Source organism: Micromonospora sp. NPDC005298, from assembly GCF_040607375.1.
Taxonomy (GTDB): domain Bacteria; phylum Actinomycetota; class Actinomycetes; order Mycobacteriales; family Micromonosporaceae; genus Micromonospora.
Genome location: NZ_JBEXGP010000020.1, coordinates 26,423 through 47,065, shown reverse-complemented (window position 1 = coordinate 47,065; position 20,643 = coordinate 26,423). Strand labels below are relative to the sequence as shown.

At 70.9% G+C, this 20,643-nt stretch carries 12 protein-coding genes; 7 read left to right on the top strand and 5 right to left on the bottom strand.

Features of this window, described 5'->3' with window-relative positions:
• Nucleotides 1-173 precede the first annotated feature (173 nt).
• A complete protein-coding gene (locus ABZS77_RS23395) occupies nt 174-863 on the top strand; it encodes a Type 1 glutamine amidotransferase-like domain-containing protein (protein WP_354826440.1) in 690 nt (229 codons plus the stop codon).
• Here the strand turns inward: ABZS77_RS23395 and ABZS77_RS23390 are convergent.
• From ABZS77_RS23390 to ABZS77_RS23380, 3 genes are read right to left on the bottom strand one after another with little or no spacing between them, the layout of a single operon-like run.
• Entirely contained in the window at nt 850-3,981 is a 3,132-nt protein-coding gene (locus ABZS77_RS23390) for an amino acid adenylation domain-containing protein (RefSeq protein WP_354826437.1), read from the bottom strand. The genes ABZS77_RS23395 and ABZS77_RS23390 overlap by 14 nt on opposite strands.
• On the bottom strand, nt 3,981-5,198 hold the full coding sequence (locus tag ABZS77_RS23385; protein ID WP_354826434.1) for a cytochrome P450: 1,218 nt from the start codon (nt 5,196-5,198) through the stop codon (nt 3,981-3,983). Before ABZS77_RS23385 ends, ABZS77_RS23390 begins: the two co-directional genes overlap by 1 nt.
• On the bottom strand, nt 5,195-6,994 hold the full coding sequence (locus tag ABZS77_RS23380) for a non-ribosomal peptide synthetase (RefSeq protein ID WP_354826432.1): 1,800 nt from the start codon (nt 6,992-6,994) through the stop codon (nt 5,195-5,197). The genes ABZS77_RS23385 and ABZS77_RS23380 overlap by 4 nt, the downstream gene beginning before the upstream one ends.
• 431 nt (nt 6,995-7,425) lie before the next feature.
• On the opposite strand from ABZS77_RS23380, the gene ABZS77_RS23375 reads away from it, so the two are divergent.
• Nucleotides 7,426-8,787: a condensation domain-containing protein gene (locus ABZS77_RS23375; protein WP_354826429.1), complete on the top strand. Its 1,362-nt coding sequence runs from the start codon at nt 7,426-7,428 to the stop codon at nt 8,785-8,787.
• A 111-nt stretch (nt 8,788-8,898) separates the two neighbouring features.
• Here ABZS77_RS23375 and ABZS77_RS23370 read toward each other — a convergent pair whose 3' ends face one another.
• On the bottom strand, nt 8,899-10,185 hold the full coding sequence (locus tag ABZS77_RS23370; RefSeq protein ID WP_354826427.1) for an aminotransferase class V-fold PLP-dependent enzyme: 1,287 nt from the start codon (nt 10,183-10,185) through the stop codon (nt 8,899-8,901).
• Between the two features lie 200 nt (nt 10,186-10,385).
• Nucleotides 10,386-11,960 carry a condensation domain-containing protein gene (locus ABZS77_RS23365; protein ID WP_354826424.1) on the bottom strand — a complete coding sequence of 525 codons (1,575 nt, stop codon included), beginning with the start codon at nt 11,958-11,960 and terminating at the stop codon, nt 10,386-10,388.
• A 215-nt stretch (nt 11,961-12,175) separates the two neighbouring features.
• On the opposite strand from ABZS77_RS23365, the gene ABZS77_RS23360 reads away from it, so the two are divergent.
• The 5 genes from ABZS77_RS23360 (at nt 12,176) to ABZS77_RS23340 (ending at nt 20,593) form a co-directional block, all read left to right on the top strand.
• The gene (locus ABZS77_RS23360) at nt 12,176-13,540 is read left to right on the top strand and encodes a condensation domain-containing protein (protein WP_354826421.1); all 1,365 of its coding nucleotides are present in this window, start codon (nt 12,176-12,178) and stop codon (nt 13,538-13,540) included.
• Between the two features lie 62 nt (nt 13,541-13,602).
• Nucleotides 13,603-15,423 (top strand): asparagine synthase (glutamine-hydrolyzing), encoded by a 1,821-nt coding sequence (gene asnB / locus ABZS77_RS23355; protein ID WP_354826418.1) that lies wholly within the window; start codon nt 13,603-13,605, stop codon nt 15,421-15,423.
• Between the two features lie 58 nt (nt 15,424-15,481).
• Nucleotides 15,482-16,003: a DinB family protein gene (locus ABZS77_RS23350; protein ID WP_354826415.1), complete on the top strand. Its 522-nt coding sequence runs from the start codon at nt 15,482-15,484 to the stop codon at nt 16,001-16,003.
• Between the two features lie 135 nt (nt 16,004-16,138).
• Entirely contained in the window at nt 16,139-19,339 is a 3,201-nt protein-coding gene (locus ABZS77_RS23345) for an amidohydrolase family protein (protein ID WP_354826412.1), read from the top strand.
• 456 nt (nt 19,340-19,795) lie between these two features.
• On the top strand, nt 19,796-20,593 hold the full coding sequence (locus tag ABZS77_RS23340) for an AraC family transcriptional regulator (protein ID WP_354826409.1): 798 nt from the start codon (nt 19,796-19,798) through the stop codon (nt 20,591-20,593).
• The last annotated feature ends 50 nt before the right edge of the window (nt 20,594-20,643 follow it).

Genomic DNA, 20,643 nt, shown 5'->3' with positions numbered 1-20,643 from the left:
TTGACGGCCTCGGTGTCGCCGTTGGAGGATGGGCGGTGTCCGAATACAGCTGGATCGACTCGCGTCATCGCCTGAGGCTCGGAGCCAGGTCGGGGAGCCGGTAGGCGCCGCGGATCTGCTCGGGGCACGGTCAGGCGACCCGACGTCACACGGCGGCTCTCAGAAGAGGTCTCATGAAGTTCCTTCTCACTTCCGCAGGCATCAGGAACGCGAGCATTTCCGCCGCACTGGTCGACCTGCTGGGCAAGCCGATCGCCGAGTCCGACGCCCTCATCATCCCGACCGGTGTGTACCCCTTCCCCGGCGGTGCCGGCCGGGCGTGGCAGGCGATCTCCGGATCGTCACCGCACCCGATGTGTGGCCTTGGCTGGAAGTCCCTGGGAGTGCTGGAACTCACCGCGCTGCCGACCATCCGGGAAGAGAACTGGGTCCCGGCGGTCCGCGAGGCCGACGCGCTGCTCGTCTGGGGCGGCGACGTGCTGTACCTGACCCATTGGATGCGTGAGTCCGGCCTGGCGGATCTCCTGCCGTCGCTCGACGAGACGGTCTACGTGGGAATGAGCGCCGGGAGCATCGCGGTGACCCCCTACAACTGCGACGCCGAGTTCGACCTGGATTTCGTCCCCGACGGCAGCGATATGGCGGTCGGAGCCGACCGTGCGCTCGGACTGGTGGATTTCACGCTGTATCCGCACCTCGAATGCGAAGGCATGGAGGACGCCACCGCGGCCAACATCGAAAAGTGGGCGTCGGGTATTCCGGTCCCGACATACGCGATCGACGATGAGACGGCCATCAGAGTGGTCGACGGCGCGGTCGATGTCGTCTCCGAGGGGGACTGGCGGCTGTTCAACCCTTCCTGATGTTTCCCGTTTCCGGCTCGCGATTTCCGGCCAGCTCCACCATCGCGGTCCGTACCGTTTCGAGCAGCCCGGCGGCGGTCTCGTCGCCGATCCCGTCCGACCGGTAGAGCATGACCAGCTCCCAGCTGCCGTCGGGCTGCGGGAACGCCTCGAACATCAGCTCCAGGGCGGTCGTCGGTGGTGGCACCCGTACCGCCCGCAGGGCGATCCCCGGAGCGAACGCGCCCGACGGCGGCGCGTGCTGCACCACAGCCCACACCTGGAACCAGGGGTGCCGGTCACGCGGCGGTGCCAGCACCCGCACCAGCTCGTCGAAGGGCGTACGGCCGTGGGCCATCGCCGCCGCCGTCCGATCGACGACCCGGTCCAACAGGGTGCCGGCCGGCTCGTCCCGCGCACCCGCCACCGGAATCACCAGCGGGTTGACGAAGTAGCCCACCACGTCGTCGAGGTTCGGGTGCGGGCGGCCGGCGGTCACCGTACCCAGGCAGACGTCCGGGACGTCGAAGGTCCGCCCCAGCCCGCGGCCCACAGCGGCCAGCAGGGCGGCCACCGGCGGACCACCGTGCCGCCGGGCCGCGCCGGTCAGCGCCGCCACCTCGGCGGCGGACACCCGGGCCACCAGCTCACGCCGGGGCGTCTCGCCGGTGGAGCCCGGGGCCGGCAGCACCGGTGGCGTCGGCTGGCGCAGCGTGCGACGCCAGAACGGAAGCTCGTCCGCCGCCCACCGCTTCTGTCCGCGCCGCTCCCAACGGCTGTAGTCGGCGTACGACGGACCGCTCGGACCGTCGGGGACACGCCCCTCCAGCCGGCTCCGGTAGGCCGCGCCGAGGGTCTCCACCAGCCGCTGCTCCGACCAGCCGTCGAAGGCGATGTGGTGGACGTTCAGGCAGAGCAGGTGCTGGTCCTCGGCCATCGGGCAGAGACGTGCCCGCAGCGACACCTCACGCTCCAGGTCGAAGGGTCGACGCCAGCAGTCGGCGGTGACCAGCCGGGCCAGCTCGACCGGATCGGTGCAGCCGTCGGGGCCGGTGACCCGTTCCACAGGTACGCGGGCGACGGCCGGGTCGAGGGCGCGTTGCTCCGGAGACCGGCCCGTCCAGCGGTAGACCGTGCGCAGCGTCGGGTGGCGGCGCACCACGTCCTGGAGCGCGGCGTCCAGCACCTCGACGTCGAGCGGCCCGTCGAGCAGGTACGCCAGCATCACGACGTTGTCGGCCGCACCGGGATTCGTCTGCTCGGCCATCCAGAACCGCGTCTGCGCGTGGGACAGCGGCGCGCCGGTGCCCTCGCGCTCGCCGGTCACCGGGATCGCGGCCAGGGTGGGCGCCCCGTCCCGCAGCAGCTCGCGCAGCCCGTCGACGGTACGCGCCCGGTGGACGTCGGCCGCCGTGATCCGACGTTCGAACCGGTGCATGGTCCGGGCGGCGAGCCGAACCGCGTCCAGTGACGTCGCGCCAGCATGGAAGAGGTCGTCAGTGGCGGCGAGGTGGGGGACGTCGAGCAGCCGGCGTACGTCGGACAGGAACGGGTCGGCGGCGTCGGCGGGCTCCGCCGTCGCCGGTCCCCGGCGGGCGCCGGCGGCCTGCTCGGCGAGCGCCCGCAGTTCCACCGGGTCCACCTTGCCGTTCGGGCTGAGCGGAAGACGGTCGACGTGCCGCCACACGGTGGGGATCATCGCCGGTAGGAGTCTCGGCCCGGCGAACGCGCGCAGCTCCGAGTCGCTGAGCGGGGCACCGTCGTGGCTGCGGTAGACCATCGCGAGTTCCGGCCGGCCCGGGTTCAGCTCCAGGCGCAGCACCGCACCGGCAGCGATGCGGGGGTGAGCCGTCAGCACCGACTCGATCTCGCCCGGTTCGATCCGTACACCATTGATCTTGAACTGCCGGTCGGCGCGGCCGCGGTAGCGCAGCAGTCCCCGCTCGTCCAGACAGCCCAGGTCGCCCGTGCGGTAGTGGCGAACCCCGGCCAGCTCCACGAAGGCGCGGGCCGTCTCGGCGGGATCGCCCAGGTAGCCGCTCGCCAGGCCGTCGCCGGAGACGAGGATCTCCCCGACGGAGCCGGCCGGGACCGGACGGTCTCCGCCGTCGACCAACCGGAATCCGGTACGCGGCACCGGCCGGCCGATCGGCACGTCGGCGTCCGGGTCGGCGACGTCGTCCGGGCGGATCACGTGGGTGGTGGTGAAGATCGTGTTCTCGGCCGGACCGTACCCGTTGACCAACCACAGGCCGGGGAACCTGTCCAGGATCCGGCGCAGGTGCGGAGCGGACACCCGCTCACCTCCCACCAGCAGCAGCCGGATCCGGTCGAACAGCTCCGGCGCTTCGTCGGAGAGCACGTTGAACAGGGAGCTGGTCAGCCAGAGACTGTTCACGCCCAGCCCTACGACGGCGGCCAGCGCCTCGACGTCGAGGGCCGGCAGGTGCGCCTCCAGGAGCTGGCAGCGACCGCCGTTGAGCAGCGGTGCCCAGAGCTCCAGGGAGAAGCCGTCCCACGGCAGCGGCGCGGCCTGGAGAAAGACGGATGCCGGATCCAGCGGGATGTCTGGGTGGTCGACCAGGGTGCGGATCGTGCCCCGGTGGGGGGAGACGGCGCCCTTCGGGCGGCCGGTGGAACCCGAGGTGTAGATGACACAGGCCGGCTCGGCGCCGTCCAGCGCGGGCGACGGGACGGGCCGGTCGGGGCCCGCCGTCAGGTCCGCGTACCCGGCGACCGGCAGACCGGGCCGGCCCGCCCGCGGATCGTCGGCCACGAGCAGGCGGCACCGGGTGTCGTCGAAGACCGTCGCTCTCCGGTCCGCCGGCCAGCCGGGGTCCATCGCGACGTACGCGGCTCCGGTGGTGAGCACACCCAGCAGCACGGCGACCAGCTCGACGGAACGGGGCAGGCAGACGGGTACGAAGTCGCCAGGTCCCACCCCCCGGGCCGCCAGCGCGCCGGCGACGCGGTCGGCCCGGGACATCAACTCCGCGTACGTCAGCCGCCGCTCGCCCTGCTGAACGGCCACCGCCTCGGGGGCGAACCGGGCGTGCCGGGCGACGACCCGCTCGATCCGGTCCCCGTAGCGATAGGGGTCGGCCGTCGCGACGCCTGACGCTCCCGGTCCGGCCGTCATCAGCCGACCGCCAGCGGGAGCGAGGTGGTCCCGAGGATGAAGTTCGAGCGGAGCCGCCGGGGTGTACCGGCGAGCCGGAACCGGGCCGGCGTGGCCAGCAGCGCCTCGAAGAGCAGGGACAGTTCCCGTTGCGCGGCGGGAGCCCCGATGCAGCGGTGGATGCCCGCGCCGTACGACAGGTGCCGGTTGGGGCTGCGGGTCACGTCGAAGCGGTCGGCGTCGGGGAACCGGGCCGGGTCGCGGTTGGCCGAGACGTTCCACAGGGTCACCGAGTCACCCCGTCGGATCAGGTGTCCGTCGCGTTCCACGTCGCGCATCGCCACCCGCTGCACGTACGCGTTGACCGAACTCCACCGCACCATCTCCTCGACGGCGCCGGGCAGGGCCTCCGGCCGTCCGCGCAGCAGGTCGTACTGGTCGGGGGCGGACACCAGCGCCTCGATCCCGTGGCAGGCGGTGTACGACGAGGTCTCGTTGCCGCCCACGGCCACGTTCATGCAGTTGAGGAAGATGTCCTCCTCGGACATCCGCCGGCCGTTCAACCGGGCCTTGAGCAGCAGGGTGACCAGGTCGTCGGCGGGGTCGCGGCGCCGTTTGGCGAGCAGGTCGGCGAAGAAGTCGAAGATCTCCGCCTGTGTCCAGGCCAGCCGCAGCTTCTGGTCACCCCCGGTGTCCACGAACGTCTCGTCGCGGAAGCCCACCATCCGCCGGGACAACCCGATGAGGTGGTGTGCCTCGTCGTGCCCGACGCCGAACACCACCATGAGCGCGCCGGCCGGCAACTCGGTGGCGATCTCGGTGGCGAAGTCGCAACCGCCGGCCGCCACCGCCCGCCCGACGGCCTTGTCGAGCAGGACCCGGACCTGGTCCCCGATGCGGTCCACCACGGCGGCCGACAACGCCGGGGCGATCTGCTGCTTGAGCAGCCGGTGCCGGGGCAGGTCGCTGGCGACGAGCATCCGGCCCCCGGCGGTGTCGTCGTCGCTGCGGAAGGACCCGCCGAGGATCGCGCCCCGGGTCGAGCCGAACACGGCGTGCTCCCGGTACGCCCAGTGCACGTCCTCGTACCTGGTCAACGCCCAGAATCGGCTGCCGTCGGCGCCCTCGTTCCAGTGGATCGGGCGGTGCTCGCGGAGCCAGGCGAACGCCTCCAGGTGCCGCCCGCTGACGAACAGGTCGATGTCGGTCAGGTCCACCGGGACGGACGGCCCGGTCATGCCCCGGCCCCGGACGTCCGTGTCTGTTCGTCCCGTGCCTGCTGCACCAGTGCCGCCACGTTGGACAGCACCGGGTCACGCAGGACCGCGGCCAGTTCCACCGACACCCCGTACCGGCGCTCGACCTGGCTGTGCATCCGGAAGGCGAGCAGCGAGTGACCGCCGAGGGCGAAGATGTCCTCGTTCGCGCCGACGTTCTCGACGCCGAGCAGTTCCTCCCACAGCTCCGCGAGATAGCGCTCCACCTCGGTGCGCGGCGCGACGTGGCGTGCCCGACGCTCCCGGACCCGGTCGACGATCTCCTGGAGGGCAGCCATGTCCCGCTTGCCGTGCTCGTTGGACGGGATCTCCTCCACCAGCGCGAACTGGCTGGGCACCAGATAGTCCGGCAGCTCGGCGCGGGCGAACTCCTGGATGTCCCGCAGGGTGGTGTCCTCGGCGGGTACGACCACGGCGAGCAGGTGCCGGCTGTCGCCCTCGCCGGTGGGCAGCACGACCGCCTCGCGTACGCCGTGGCTGCGGCACAGGCTCCGCTCGACCTCGCCCGGCTCCACCCGGTAACCGCGGATCTTCACCTGCCCGTCGACCCGCCCGACGAACTCCAGCACCCCGTCCGGGCGCCGGCGGGCCAGGTCACCGCTACGGTAGAACCGGTCCGGGCCATCGGGCCGCGGACCGGCGACGAACTGCTGCCGGGTCAGCTCCGGCGCGTCCAGGTAGCCGCGGGCGACCCCCGGACCACCGATGTGGATCTCGCCGATCTCGCCGTCCGGTACCGGCTGCTGGCGGTCGTCGAGCAGCAGGACCGTCACCCCGGCCAACGGCTTGCCGATCGGGATGGTGTCCCGCTCGGCGTCCTCGGCGGTGACCCGGTGCGCGGTGCAGGCGGTTGTCGCCTCCGCCGGGCCGTAGAGGTTGTACAGCTCGCCCTGGAACTCGCCGTGCAGCAGGTCCCGGCAGGCCGAGGGCAGCAGGACGTCACCACCGGCCTGGAGGATCCGCAGCGCGGCGAAGGCGTCCCGGTCCTCCCGGATCACCTGGTTGATGACCATGGTGGGGACGAGCATGGCGCTGATCCGCCGCCGCCGCATCTCCCGACGGAAGTCGGCGGCCAGGAGTTCGGGTACGGCCGGCAGGATGACCGTCTCGGCGCCCCGGTACAGGGTCGTCCACAGTTCGAAGTGGAACGCGTCGAAGGAGACGCTCGAAATCTGGCCGACCCGGTCGTCCGGCGTGAGCTCCGGCAGGCTCGGGTTGGTGGCGAACGAGACGATGTTGCGGTGCTCCAGCACGATCGCCTTCGGCCGGCCGGCCGAGCCGGAGGTGAAGAGCACGCTGGCCGCCCCCGCCGGGCCGGCGTGGTCCACGGCCGTGGACGTCGAGGTGGCCCCGCCGCGGAGGACCAGCTCCTCGAGGCCCAGGTGCGCGATGCGCTGCGACCAGTCCGCGCTGGTCACCACCACCTTGCAGCCGGCGGCGACGAGCATGTGGTCGCGGCGGCCGTCCGGGTACCGGGCGTCCACGGCGACGTACGCGCCGCCGGCCCGCAGGATGCCGAGGATGGCCACCACGAGTTCCACCGATCGGTCCAGGTAGAGGCCCACCCGATCCTCGGCCCCGATCCCGCGGGCCCGCAGGTCGGCCGCCAGCGCCGCCGAGCGCCGGTCCAGCTCGGCGTACGTGAGGGTGGTGTCGTCGTCGCTGACGGCGGGACGGTCCGGCCAGCGCCGCACGCTCGTGGCGAACATGCCGGTCAATGTCTGCGCCGCGGGCGATCCGGTGAGGCGGGTGGTCATTCGCATTCCTCCAACGGGCTGGGTAGCGTGACGGGCGAGGTGTGGCGGCGGACGTCAGCCGCGACCAGGCCCGAAACGTCCCGGCTGGTCAGCCAGCGGGGAGTACCGGCGTGCTCGCTCGACCGCAGCCCTGGTACTCGGTCATCACTCTCCTGGGAGCGGGCACCCGGACCGTGGCAGATCCGGTCGCAAGAGCCACCGTGGCAGTCGGCCCGTCGGGCTGCATCTCCGGGATTGCGGGCACGGCGGTGCCGCTGCCCGTCGTCGGAGCCCGGTGCCACCCCGTCATCCCCTTGGAGCACAGGGGGAGATGGACGCGGCCGACGCACCTGCGACGCTCCCAGTGAGCCGCACGTCGTGAGCCGGCAGCTGACCCGTCAGCGCGCAGGGCCGCGCGGTTCGATTTCGTCCCGGCCAGGATGGGGATAACCGTGGCTAATCGGATCGACGTCGAGGACCTGTCGCCGACCGGCGGCGAACCGGCCGTGAGCGCTCGTCCACGGATCTATCCGATGAGCCGGGAACAGGAGGCGCTGTGGCTCGACGATCTCCTGTGGGACGGGCCGTCCCGATACCTGGAAGGCTGGGCCTGCCGGTTCACCGGACAGCTCGACATCGGTGCGCTCGAGTGGGCGCTCGGTCAGATCATCTCGCGTCATGAGGTGCTCCGCACCCGGCTGACCGAGCTCGACGAGGAACCGGTGCAGATCGTCACCGACCCCGGTCCCGTCCGGATGAAGCAGCTGTCGTGCTCTCCGGCGTCACTTCCGGAGCTCCTGAGCCGGATCGCCACCGAACCGATCGACCTCGACGTCGCGCCCATCCGGCCCTGGCTGATCCGGGTGTCCCCGGACGAGCTGGTACTGGTGGTGCAGCTGCATCACGTCGCGATCGACAACTGGTCGCTGAACATCTTCCGGCGCGAGCTCATGCACTTCTACACGGCCCGGGTACTCGGCCGGTCGCCCAGCTTGAAACCGTTGCGGATGCAGGCCGGCGGGTACGCCGTCGCCCAGCGGGCCGCGGGTCTGGATCCGGCGGACCTCGCCTACTGGCGGGAGCGGATGCGCGACGTGCCCCTGTCGTGCACGATCCCGCCGGACCGGCCAGCGTCGGAGGAGCGGGCGCACCGCGCCGGGCGGCACGTCTTCACATTGAGCCCCGAACTCGGCCAGGCGGTGGTCGCCGCCGGCCGGACCCTGCGGACCACCCCGTTCTCCGTCATGGCGGCGGCGCTGGCCGCGACGCTGTGGCAGTACGGCCGGCCCGATGAGGTGATCTTCGGTACGCCGGTGTCGCTCCGGGGCGCGGCCGCCGACGAGGACATGATCGGCTACCTCACCGACCTGCATCCGATCCGTCTGGCCATCTCGCGGGACACGTCGTTCCGGACGCTCGTGACCGACACCAAGGCGGAAGTCCTCGGCGCCATCGCGCACCGTGCCGTTCCCTACGCCGAGATCGTCCGGATGACGCGACACAGCGCGGAGATCGACGCGCCGCCGCCGTGCGATGTGACCATGGCCGTCGACGACATGCGCTGGGAGCCGTTCTCGCTCCCCGGCGTCACCGCGCAACTGGTCAGCATGCCGCCCGGGCACTCCAAGTTCGCCATGCACCTCAACCTGACGGCGCGCAAGGATCGCGGTTACGCGGGCTGGTGGACCTATGACGCCGACGTCTTCGACGCCACCACGGCGGCGCGGGCGGCCAGCACGTTCACCGCGTTGCTGACCCACGGCGTCGCCGCACTGGACGAGCCCCTCGGCCGGCTGCTCGACCCCGCCACCTGACCGTCCCGAGCCGTCCTGCCGCTCCCGGATGCCCACGCGGACAGGGCACGCTGTCCTCCCACGACGAGGTGCCCGGCCGGATGGTGATCGGCCGGGCACCTCGTCGTCGGGTCAGACGAGCGTTCGGACCGCCCTCAGGGTGGCCTCCACGTCGGCTTCGTTGTTGATGATCGTGGCGCCGAAGCGCAGCAATGAGGGCTCGTACGGCGTCGAGCTGGCCACGACCTTGAGCTCGCGCAGCCGGGCCACCGCCTCGTTGACGTCGATGCCGGGCACCTTGCAGCACACCACGCCTGAGGACAGGTGAGGGCTCCTCGGCGTGGCGAGCTTGAGCCCGCGGATGCCGGCGAGCCCGGACTTGAGGACGGTCGCCAGCTCGCGCGTACGGGCCGCGATCCGATCCCGACCGATCGCCTTGTGGAAGGCGAACGCCTCGGCGAGCGCCCACCGGTGCTCGAACGTGTGGAAGCCGCCCGGTGTGGCTGCCTGACCGGGCGGGGCCGGATCGCCGGGGAAGCCCAGCCAGGCGCCGATGCTCCGCCCGTCGAAGGTCGGGATCACCGGGGTGAATCTGGACCACCCGGCGGCCGAGCCCCACACCAGCCCGGTGCCGCGCGGGCCGAGCACCCACTTGTGGCACCCCGACACGAGGAAGTCGCAGCCCAGGTCGGCCGGGTCGACGTCCTCCGCGCCGAATCCGTGCACACCGTCGACGCAGAGCAGCACGCCGCGGCCGCGCAACGCATCGGCGATCGCCCGGATCGGCAGCTTGACACCGGTGCCGGAGTGCACCCAGGTCACCGCCACCACCTTCGTACGCCTGGTCACCGCGCGGACGAGGTTGCCCACGATCTCGTCGGTGCTGGTCCTGGCCGGGTCGGTGTAGAGACGCACCTTCCGTACGGAGATGCCGTCGCGCTGGGTGCGCAGCCGCAGCGCCTCGTGCGTGGAGTAGAACTCGTGCTCGGTGGTGAGCACCTCGTCGCCCCGCTTCAGCCGCAGCCCGCTGTAGAGCAGTCCCAACCCCATCGTGGTGGAGTCGGTGAACGCGAGGTCGCTGATCCGTGAGCCCACGTACTCCGCCGCCGCGGCGGCGGCCGCCTGGTCCAGCCGCCCCCCGTTGTCGTGCAGGTAACCGCTCGGGTCGGCGTCCAGCCCCGCCCGGTGCTGGGTGATCGCCGCCCGCACGGACGCCGGGTGGGGCGCGAACACGTACGTGGAGAGGTGCGCCAGCTCGGGATTGATGGCGAACTGGGCCCGTACGCTGGCCCAGTCGGTGGGGATGAGAGGCGGCGCGCCGGGGGTGGCGGTCGCCGCCGCCGACCCGATTCCGTACGGTGCGGTCGCCCCGACCACCCCGGCTGCCGCGGCCACGCCCAGCAAGTCTCTTCGTCTCATTGCGACAGTGTTTCGGTCCGACGCCTGCCGGGCGTCTTCGAGAATGCCGACTTTCCCGCTGCCCAAACCCTTCCGCGTGCTCGACCCGGCGGTTCTCCGGAGGGGGCGAGGATCGACGGCTCCGGGCGCGGACATGGCCGGGTCGGACCGACCTGCTGGTCGACCGCCCGGCCCTGCTGTCCGGCCAGCTTCACGCCCGCCTAGCGGGCGGTCTCCCGTTCGAGCTGCTCGGGACCGTTCTTGATGATGTCGATGAAGTGCTCGCCGAGGCGGTCGGCCAGGCTGGCCTCGTAGCGGTCGGTCCGCACGATCATGTGCATGCCGAGCCCTTCCGGGCCGGTCTCCACCTCGACGAAGATGTCCCGCAGATTCCCCGTCCAGACGCGCAGCTCGCGTGCGAAACTCCCGACGACCCCACCCAGGTCGAGCGGGGGGTACGAGTTGTAGACCATGCCCACGATCCCGTCGAGGACACTCTGTTCACCGGCGATGCCGACGTATTCGGTCGGGTCCACGAGTACGTCGCGGGCGGCCATCGCCCGGTTGTACGAGTCCCGCATCCGGGCCAGCAGGTGCGGACCCGTACTGGACGGACCGTTCGGTCGCAGGAAGATGTTGCCCACCCGGTTGGTGATCGTCCTGTCGATGATCTCGCCGGACCAGTTCGCGAGCGCTACCCCGAGGCCGAAGTCCGGCTGCCCACCGGCGCGGATGACCGACTGCACGTAGGACGCCGCGACACCCACCGACGCACTCATGCCGTTGACGCGTGCGTAGTCCTCCCAGACCCGCAGTTGCGCCGTCGGTACGGTGAAGGCGCATTCCTTCGCCGGCCCGACGGACTGCGCGGGCCCGTCGTTGCGCCCGGGAAGGCGGCACGCCGGGAGGTCGCGCAACTCTTCGCGCCAGAAACGGCGCTGCGCCTCAGGATCCTGCTCCGCGACCTGGTGGCGGTAGTCGGCCGCCATCTCGGCGAGCGTCGCGACCCGGCCCGGCCACTGCGGCTCCTTCCCGGCCAGCCGGGCCGAGTAGGCGGCGGACAACTCGGTCGTCAGGATGGTCAGCGAACGGCCGTCGAATCCGGCGTGGTCCGCGGCCGCCCCGAACAGGGTGCGTCCGCCCGGTCCGCTGCGCACGATGGCACACCGCCAAACCTCACCCTCGTCGAGCCGCAACGGCTGCCGCAGCGTGCGCAGGAGCGCCTCGAGCGCGGCCGGGTCACTGTCTTCTGCCGGCAGCCGGTGAAACTCGGCCTGCCCGGGATCGGCCGGGATCTCCGCCAGGCCGAGGTCCGTGCCGCTGAAGTACCTGGCTCGCAGTGCCTGGTGGCGGCGGTGGACGTCGTTGGCGGCGCTCTCCAGCGCCGCGTCGTCGATCTCGCCGTCGAACCACCAGGCCACGTTGACCACGAGGCCCATCGGAACGGTGTGGGCCTGCCGGGGGGTGATCGCCACCAGCTCGGCGCCCTTGCCCGCCGACGGCTTGGCGGGGGTACCCGGACCGCCGCCCATCTCGTCACGGGCCGCGTCGATCCACGCTGCCAGCTCGGCGACGTTGGGGGTCCGGAAGAGCTGGGAGAAGCTGACCCGTACGCCGGTCTCCTGCTCCAACCGGGCACAGGCGACGGCCACCGACAGCGAATCAAGGCCCAGATCGAAGAACGAGGCCGTACGCGGCAGGCTGGGGATGCCGATGACCTCAGCCAACAGGCCCCCCAGGGCGGTCTCCGTCTCGCCTCGCGGGGCCTCCTCCGAACTGATCACTTGCTGCGTCATTGTCCACTCCTCAGAGCATGGGATGAGCCGGCACAAGCGGAAGCCCGGCAACGCGTCGGGGCAGCACGAGGATCACCCCCGCTTCGATCTCGTCGCACCTCTGCGGTTGCCTCCGCCGACCGGTGACCCCGGCAACGCCGGAGGTGTCCGCGGTCGGTGCGGCTGCGAGCCTTCGTTCGAGGACGACGAAGCGTGCAGGCGGGAGGCAGGCAGACATGAGTGCGACAGGTGCAGCCGCGGTGGCCGGAGAGGCCCCGCTGTCACTGAATCAGGAGTTTGTCAGCCAGTTCGACATGGGTAGCCCGGACGGGCCGTTCGGATCGCACTACCACGTGGTCGCCGCGTGGCGTGTCACGGGCGCCCCGATCGACGTCGACACGCTTGACGACGCCCTGCTGGACGTCGTGACGCGGCACGAGGCGCTCCGGACGCGAATCGCCGGCCCGGCCGGGAGCCGCTACCAGGAGATCCTGCCGCCGAGCGCGGTGCGACTGGACGTCCGTGACGTCCCGGCGGCTCCCGGTGAAACGCGCGACGATCAGACCGAGGCGCTGCTGCAGGCGATCGAAGCGGAGACCATCGGCGCGGACGAGACACCCTCCCTGCGCGCCGTCCTGGCCCGCTTCGACGACCAGGACGCGGTTCTGGCGCTGATGACGCATCATCTCGGCGCCGACGCCCTGTCGATGAGTGTGATCATCCGAGACCTGGCCCACTACTACGCCGCCCGGACCGGGCACGACGTCCCGGATCTGCCGCCGGCTCCGCAGTACCGGGAGTACGCCGGCTGGCAGCGCGAGGGCGCCGGCGCGGGCACGGATGCCGCACGCGAGTACTGGCGCCGCAAGCTGGACGGCGCGCAGTTCACCGCGATCCCCACCGACTTCCCGCGCTCGGCCGGGCTTCCCGAGTCGACCGCCAAGCACCGGTTCCTGATCGCGCGTGACGTGATGGCGGCCGTCGAACGGCTGGCCGGAACGAGCCAGGCCGCGAACTTCGTGCCGCTGGCCGCCATGTACCAGCTGCTCGTGCATCGGCTGACCGGCGCGACGGACATCGTGATCGCGACGTTCACCGCCGGCCGTGGCGGGGAGCTGTTCCAGGACACCGTCGGGGCGTGCATCAACTTCGTGCCGCTGCGCACGGACATCGCCGGGTGCAAGACGTACGCGGAGATCCTGGAGCGGACCCGGCAGACCTGCGTCGAGGCGTTCTCGCACGAACTGCCGGCCATCCAGGTGTTCGGCCAGGCGCCCGAGCTGATGCGCCCGGCCATGACCGACAACACGACCGCGATGGTGTTCCAGAGCATTCCCGACCCGAAGCAGGTCGTCGAGGCGCCGGGTGACCTGAAGTACGTCCGGATCACCCGGCGGCTGAGCTCGCAGCCGCAGGCGTCGGCACTGCCCGATGGCGCGCTGCTGGAGCTGAACGAGGACCCGTCCGGCGAGGCCATGGGCGTCATCGCCTACAAGCGGAACCTGTTCCGCGAGGAGACGATCGCCTCGATGGCCGCCGAACTGCGGCGGATAACGCACGACTTCGCTTTCAACCCCGACGCTTCACCGGGCCTGGCCTGAGGGCCGACAGACGACCACGACGTGCCGATTCAGCGGCTGAGTGAGGGCGAGAGGACAAATCTGTGTGCGGTGTAGTGGGATGGGTCAGCTACCGCCGGGACCTGCGGGAACAGCATGACGCCGTGCGGGCGATGACCGCGACGATGGCCTGCCGTGGCCCGGACGACTCGGGAACATGGCTCGGGCCGCACTGCGTCCTCGGCCACCGGCGGCTCTCGGTCATCGACCCGCCCGGGGGCAGACAGCCGATGACCGTCCACACGGACGACGGCGACGTGACCCTCGTCTACAACGGGCAGTGTTACAACTACACCGAGTTGCGTGCCGGGCTACGGGCGCGTGGGCACTCGTTCACCACCGACTGCGACACCGAGGTGGTCCTCCGCGGTTACCTCGAGTGGGGCACCGGGGTCATGGACCGGCTCAACGGCATGTACGGCTTCGCCATCTGGGACGGCCGCGACGAGCGCCTCATCCTCGGCCGGGACCGGATGGGCATCAAGCCCCTCTACTACTACCCGACCGAGGACGGCGTCGTCTTCGGCTCCGAGCCGAAGGCCATCCTCGCCAGTCCGCTCGCCGATCGGACGATCGACCTGGACGGGATGCGCGAGCTCTTCGGATCCACGAAGACGCCTGGTGCCGCGGTGTGGCACGGCATGCGGGAGGTCGTCCCGGGGACGGTGGTCACCGTGGACCGATCCGGGTGGCGCCCCTCGACGTACTGGACTCTGAGCGCGAGCAGGCACACCGATGACCTGCCCACCACCGTGGCGCGCGTCCGCGAACTGCTCGAGGACACCGTCGGGCGGCAGTTGGTCTCCGACGTCCCGCTGTGCGTCCTGTTGTCCGGTGGTCTCGACTCCAGTGCGCTGACCGCGCTGGCCGCGCGACGTTCCGGATCCATCCGGAGCTTCGCGGTGGACTTCGTGGGGCAGGCGGAGAACTTCGTGCCCGACCACGTGCGCGACGCACCGGACGCCCCGTACGTCCACGCGGTGGCCGAGCACACCGGCAGCGACCATCGGGACATCATGCTCAACCCGAAGGCGCTCGCCGACCCCGCGGCGCGTGCCGCCGCCATCGCGGCGCGGGAACTGCCGAACGGACTCGGCGAGTTGGACAACTCCCTGTATCTGCTGTTCTCCGCGATCCGGGAGCGGTCGACCGTCGCCCTGTCCGGCGAAGCCGCGGACGAGGTGTTCGGCGGATACCGATGGTTCCATGATCCGGAAATCCAGCGTACGGAGATGTTCCCCTGGATCGCCTCCGCGCAGGGCAGCTTCGCCCGTGGCGCGATGCTCGACAAGTCGTTCGCGAAGTCCCTGGACCTGGAGAACTACGCCAGGGAACGGTACCGGGAAGCGGTGGCCGAGGTCCCCCACATCGACGGCGTGAGCGACCTGGAAAGGCGCATGCGCACGATGTGCTACGTACACCTGACACGGTTCATGCGACTGCTGCTGGACCGCAAGGACCGGATCTCCATGGCTGTCGGACTGGAGGTGAGGGTGCCGTTCTGCGACCACCGGCTCGTCGACTACGTGTTCAACACGCCGTGGTCGTACAAGACGTTCGACGGGCGAGAGAAGAGCCTGCTGCGCGCCGCTGTCGCCGATCTGCTCCCCGAGTCGGTGCTCAAGCGGGTCAAGGCGCCGTATCCGTCCACCCAGGACTTCGCCTACGTGACCGAGTTGCAGCGCCAGGCGGCCGACGCGCTCCGCAACGGCAACGAGGCGCTCACGCTCTACGACACCGCCGCGCTGAGTGAGGTGACCACGGCGGACCCGAGGTCGCTGACTCCGCAGCTGCGGGTCGGACTGGAGAAGCTGCTGGACACCACGGCCTGGTTCGACCTGTGCAGACCGGAACTGCGGATGTGAGAGCAGAAGGGCACGCAGGGAGTGGACGGCTCCACAGACAGCCTGATGGACTCTCGTCATGACCTTGAGCAGGGGGAGTGAGGCCGACGAGTCGCTCATGCTCCTGGGCTTCCTGCAGAACCTGCGAGACCGGGTGCTGTCGGTCGTCGAAGGGCTGTCCGAGGAGGCCTGGCACACCTCGGCCGTGCCGTCCGGCTGGACGCCGGCGGGGCTGGTCGAGCACCTCGGCCGGGCGGAGCGGCACTGGTTCCAGCTGGTGGCCACGGGCACCGCGGCGGACCTGCGGTGGGACGAGGGGCGGCCACCGTACGTCCGCCCGGCTGTCTTCGTCTGCGACCGGCCGAGTGCCGACATCGTCGCCTTCTACCGGGACCAGTGCCGGCGCTCGGACGAGGTGCTCGCGACCACCTCGCTCTCGGCGGCTCCGCGCGGGCGGCACCCGAACCCCGAACTCGCGAAACGGGTGACGAACGTCCGCTGGATCGTGCTCCACATGATCGAGGAGACCGCTGTGCACTCCGGCCACCTGGAGATCGCGCGCGAGCTGCTCGACGGGCGAACCGGGCTCGGCGGCCACTGACGTCACAACGGCCACCACGGAAGTCACGACGCCGACCACCCTCGAGTGAGACATCTCCATGAAAACGATGGAGCTGTTGACCGGGCAGCAAACGATTGGAGATTACGCGTGAGACAGCAGGGTGCATCCGATCCGATGGCCGGCGATGTGCGCGAGCCCGTACGTGACGAGACACCGGGTGCCCCGCACCTCGGTGTCGAAACCGAGCACCTCCAGGTCAGTCGTCGAACGGTCCTGGCCGGTGCCGGTGGGGTGGTGGCCGCGCTGACCGCGGGCAACGCCCTGGCCCCGAGCTTCTTCGGCGACGAGGCCCAGGCGGCCACCGGCACCACGGTGGACGGCATCCGCCGCCCCGTCAACGCGCGGACGGGTACCGGAATGGCCGCGCAGCTGTCGCCGGACGGGCGGATGATCGCGATCGACCTGGTCGGAGTGCTCTGGGTGCTGCCGGCGTCGGGTGGACCGGCCCGAAGGTTGACCAGCGACTACTTCGACGTCGCGCAGCCCTCGTGGTCGCCGGACGGCAGGTCGATCGTGGTCCAGTCCTACAAGGACGGCAACTTCAACCTGTGGGTGATCCGCCCCGACGGGTCGGGGCTGCGGCAGCTCACCAAGGGACCGTACGACCACCGCGAGCCGCGGTTCTCGCCGGACGGCAAGCGGATCGCGTTCTCGACCGACGCGTCCGGCAGCTACGGCATCCGCGTTCTCGACCTGGCCAGCGGCGCCGTCAGCGTGGTCGCGGACAGCGCTTCGCAGGAGTACGAGCCGACGTGGTCGCCGGACGGCCGACGGATCGCCTTCGTGGTCGCCAACACCCGCATCGACGTCGTCGAGCTCGCCACCGGCGCTCGGGAGACCGCGGTGACCGTACCGCCGGGCCAGGACCTGCGGGCCCCGGCATGGACACCCGACGGTTCGGAACTGGTCTACACCAAGTTCGTCGACGGGCGCGCCGAACTGTGGTGCAACGGCACCGCAGAGGTCACCGGCGAGGACGTCTTCCCGTTCCGGGTCTCGTGGCGCTCGCCGCGGGAGTTCGTCTACACCGCGGACGGCCGCATCCGCCGTCGCACGCTGGGGGGCGGCGCGGCTCACGACATCGGCTTCATCGCCCCGCTGGCCCTCACCATTCCCCGCTACCGTAAGCGGCGTCGCGACTTCGACTCGGTGACGCCGAAGCCGGTGCAGGGCATCGGCAGCCCGCTGCTCTCCCCGGACGGGCAACGGATCACCTTCCGAGCCCTGAACGACATCTGGACCATGACGATCGGGCGGGCGCCGCAGCCGCTCCTGCGGGACCACTGGTGGAAGTCCGACCCGGCCTGGTCGCCGGATGGCCGCCAGTTGTCCTACTCGACCGACCGGGGCGGCAAACTCGACATCTGGGTGCGCGATCTGAGCACCGGCCAGGACCGGCAGCTGACGAACCTGCCGAACGCGGCGGCGGTCTCCGGGACGTGGTCGGCTGACGGCAGTCAGATCGCCTTCCTCGATCAGAACGGGGCGCTGTACACCGTCGCGGTGGCCACCGGTGCGGTCCGGCAGATCTTCCCGGCGACCTTCGAGCCAGGCCGGCCCAGCTGGTCCCCGGACGGGAACACCATCGCGCTCGCCGCGGTCGTGCCCTACTCCGGCAGGTACCGCGAAGGACTCAGCAAGATCCTCCTGGTCGACGTGCGCACCGGCGCCGGACGGTACATCGACACGCTGCCGCACCGGTCGATCCAGACCCGCGGCGACGACGGCCCGGTCTGGTCCCCGGACGGCAGGCACATGGCCTTCGTGGTCGCCAGCGTGCTCTGGGTGGTACCCGTGCACCCGGACGGGACCTTCGCCGGCAAGCCCCGGCAGATCACCCACGAGGTCACCGACGCGCCGAGCTGGAGTGGTGACTCCAGCAAGCTGCTCTACCTGAACAACGGCCGACTCCGCATCGTCTCGGCCACCGGCGGGTCGCCGCGCACCGTACCGATGCGGTTCACCTGGACCAACTCCGCGCCGCGCGGCCGCACGGTCATCCGCGCCGGCCGGGTCTGGGACGGCGTACGGCACGATCTGCGGCACGACGTCGACATCGTCGTCGAGGGCCACCGGATCACCGCCGTGGAGCCGCACCGGCCGGGACGCGACGGGCGACAGGTCGACGCGCGGGGGTCGGTCGTGATCCCCGGACTCATCGACATGCACCACCACCGGGAGATGCAGGGCTACTCCTACGGCGCCAGGCAGGGCCGGCTCTGGCTGTCGATGGGGATCACCACCACCCGGTCCACCGGCAGTCCCGCGTACCACATGGTCGAGGAACGTGAGTCGATCCAGTCGGGTGCCCGGATCGGCCCGCGCTACTTCGGCACCGGTGAGGCGATCGACGGTTCGAGGGTCTACTACAACTTCATGCGCCCCACGTACGACGAGCGGCAACTGCGCCTCGAGTTGGAACGCGCCGGCGCCCTGGACTACGACCTGACCAAGGCGTACGTCCGGCTGCGCCCGCAGTGGCAGCGCCAGGTCATCGACTGGTCGCACCGGCACGGGGTGCCCAGCACCTCGCACTACCACTATCCGGCGCTGGTGTTCGGTGGCGACGGCATGGAGCACATCGGTGCCACCAACCGGTTCGGCTACTCGCGTACCATCTCCGCGCTCAGCAACGTCTACCGTGAGGTCGCGGACATCTTCGGCGCCACCGGGGCGACGCTCACCCCGACCATGTTCGTGGCGCTGATCCTGCTCGACGAGAACCTGGCCACCGACCGGCGTGTCCAGGCCTTGTACCCGTCCTGGGATTACGCCTATCTCCAGGCGATCCTCAGCGACGTACAGAACAGTGACCTGACCATCGACCGGGAGGTTCTCGCGCGCCAGGTCGCCGGCGTGGCCTCCATCATCCGCGCTGGCGGTCGGGTGATCACCGGTACGGACTCGCCGATCACGCCGAACGCCGTCAGCACCCACCTCAACCTGCGGGCCATGGTGGTGGGCGGGCTGACGCCGTACGAGGCCCTGATCACCGCGACCCGAATGCCCGGGGAGGTTCTCGACGAGCCCCTCGGCCGCGTCGCCGCCGGCTGCTACGCCGACCTCGCCTTCCTCGGCGGCGACCCGCTGACCGACATCAACCAGGCGGCGAACGTCCAGCAGGTGATGGCGAACGGCGTCATTCACACCGTCGACGACCTGGTCGCACCGTTCGCCGCCGCACCGTCGGCCGCCAGGTCCTCGGTCAACTCGGTGCTGTCGACACTGCCACCGCACCCCGCAAACGCCGGCTACTGGTGGAACGACCCGCACTACCTGGAGGAGAGCAGGCGCGCCTGCTGCGTCGACGGGTAACCGCGGCGAGCTGAACCGGACAGCCCGGACCGACCTCAGGTCGGCCCGGGCTGTCCGGCGTCCTCCGATCGATCCCTGGCGGCGACCATCGCCGAGGCGGGCACGCACCGTCTCCACGTGCCGGGACACGAGGGCAGCCCGCTCGACGACCTCCTTCCGGCCGTCGTCGCCCTGGCCACGCATCTCGAAGACGACCTCGGTGGGCGGGCGGACGAGGATCTGCGGACCAGGCTCGCCGCGCTGGCCCGGACCGTCCTGGACCGGCTGAGAGCCGGCAGTTCGGCGTGCCGCCGCCCGGCCCGAGAGCGCCCGGACCAGCGTCGGTACGTGCCTCAAATGGATCACCAACGGGCCTCGAGCGAGGCTCGACCGAGGCCCTACCCGCCGCTCGATCGCCTCCCGAGCGGGCCGGGGGAGAGTTGAACGCATCGTGTTGCTCCCCTCACGGAGGCCCAAGTGAACAGTGCTATCAGGAACGCCATTGCGCGCATCTGGCAGGACTACAGCGAGCCGCTGTCACTCGACGAAATCGCCAAGAGTGCCATCCTCAGCCGGTTCCACTTCTCCCGGGTCTTTCGCGCCGCCACCCGCGTCTCCCCCGGGAGATACCTCTCCGCGGTCCGCATCTACCAGGCCAAGCGGCTGCTGGCCACGACCTCGCTGAGTGTCACGGACATCTCCCTGGCCGTCGGCTACAACAGCCTGGGCTCGTTCACGAACCACTTCACCGACAGCGTGGGCGCCTCCCCGAGCCGCTTCCGCCGAATGTGGAGGGACGGTATGCGGGCGTCACCGAAGCCCGACTGCCGGCCGACGCGCGACAGCGGCACCGTCAGCGGCACGGTCAGCCTGCCGCCCGGCTACGCCACCGCCCGCGTCTACATCGGGGCGTTCGAGACGCCCATCATCCAGCGCCAGCCGGCGTCGTGGACCGTCGTCGAGGCCAAGGCCGGCACGAAGGCGCGCTACTGCCTGCCGGACGTCTCCAGCGGCCAGTGGTACATCAGGGCGGTGGCCACCGCGGACAGCGCCGACCCTGAACCGTGGACCCGGCGCGCCCTGCTCCTGGGTGACGTCGATCCGGTCACCGTGACCGACCGGTCCACCTGCATGGTCGGCATCGCGCTGCGGCCCCGGCGCATGACGGACCTGCCCGTCCTGTACGCGATCCCCGACCTGGAGGCGCAGAGCCTGAGCCACGCCGGCCGGCCCGGATCGGGCCGCAGTGCCGAGCCGGCGCTGGGACGCGGATAGCAGAAAGGTCCGCCTCCGCGACCCCCTGGCAGGGGGTTCGCGGAGGCGGA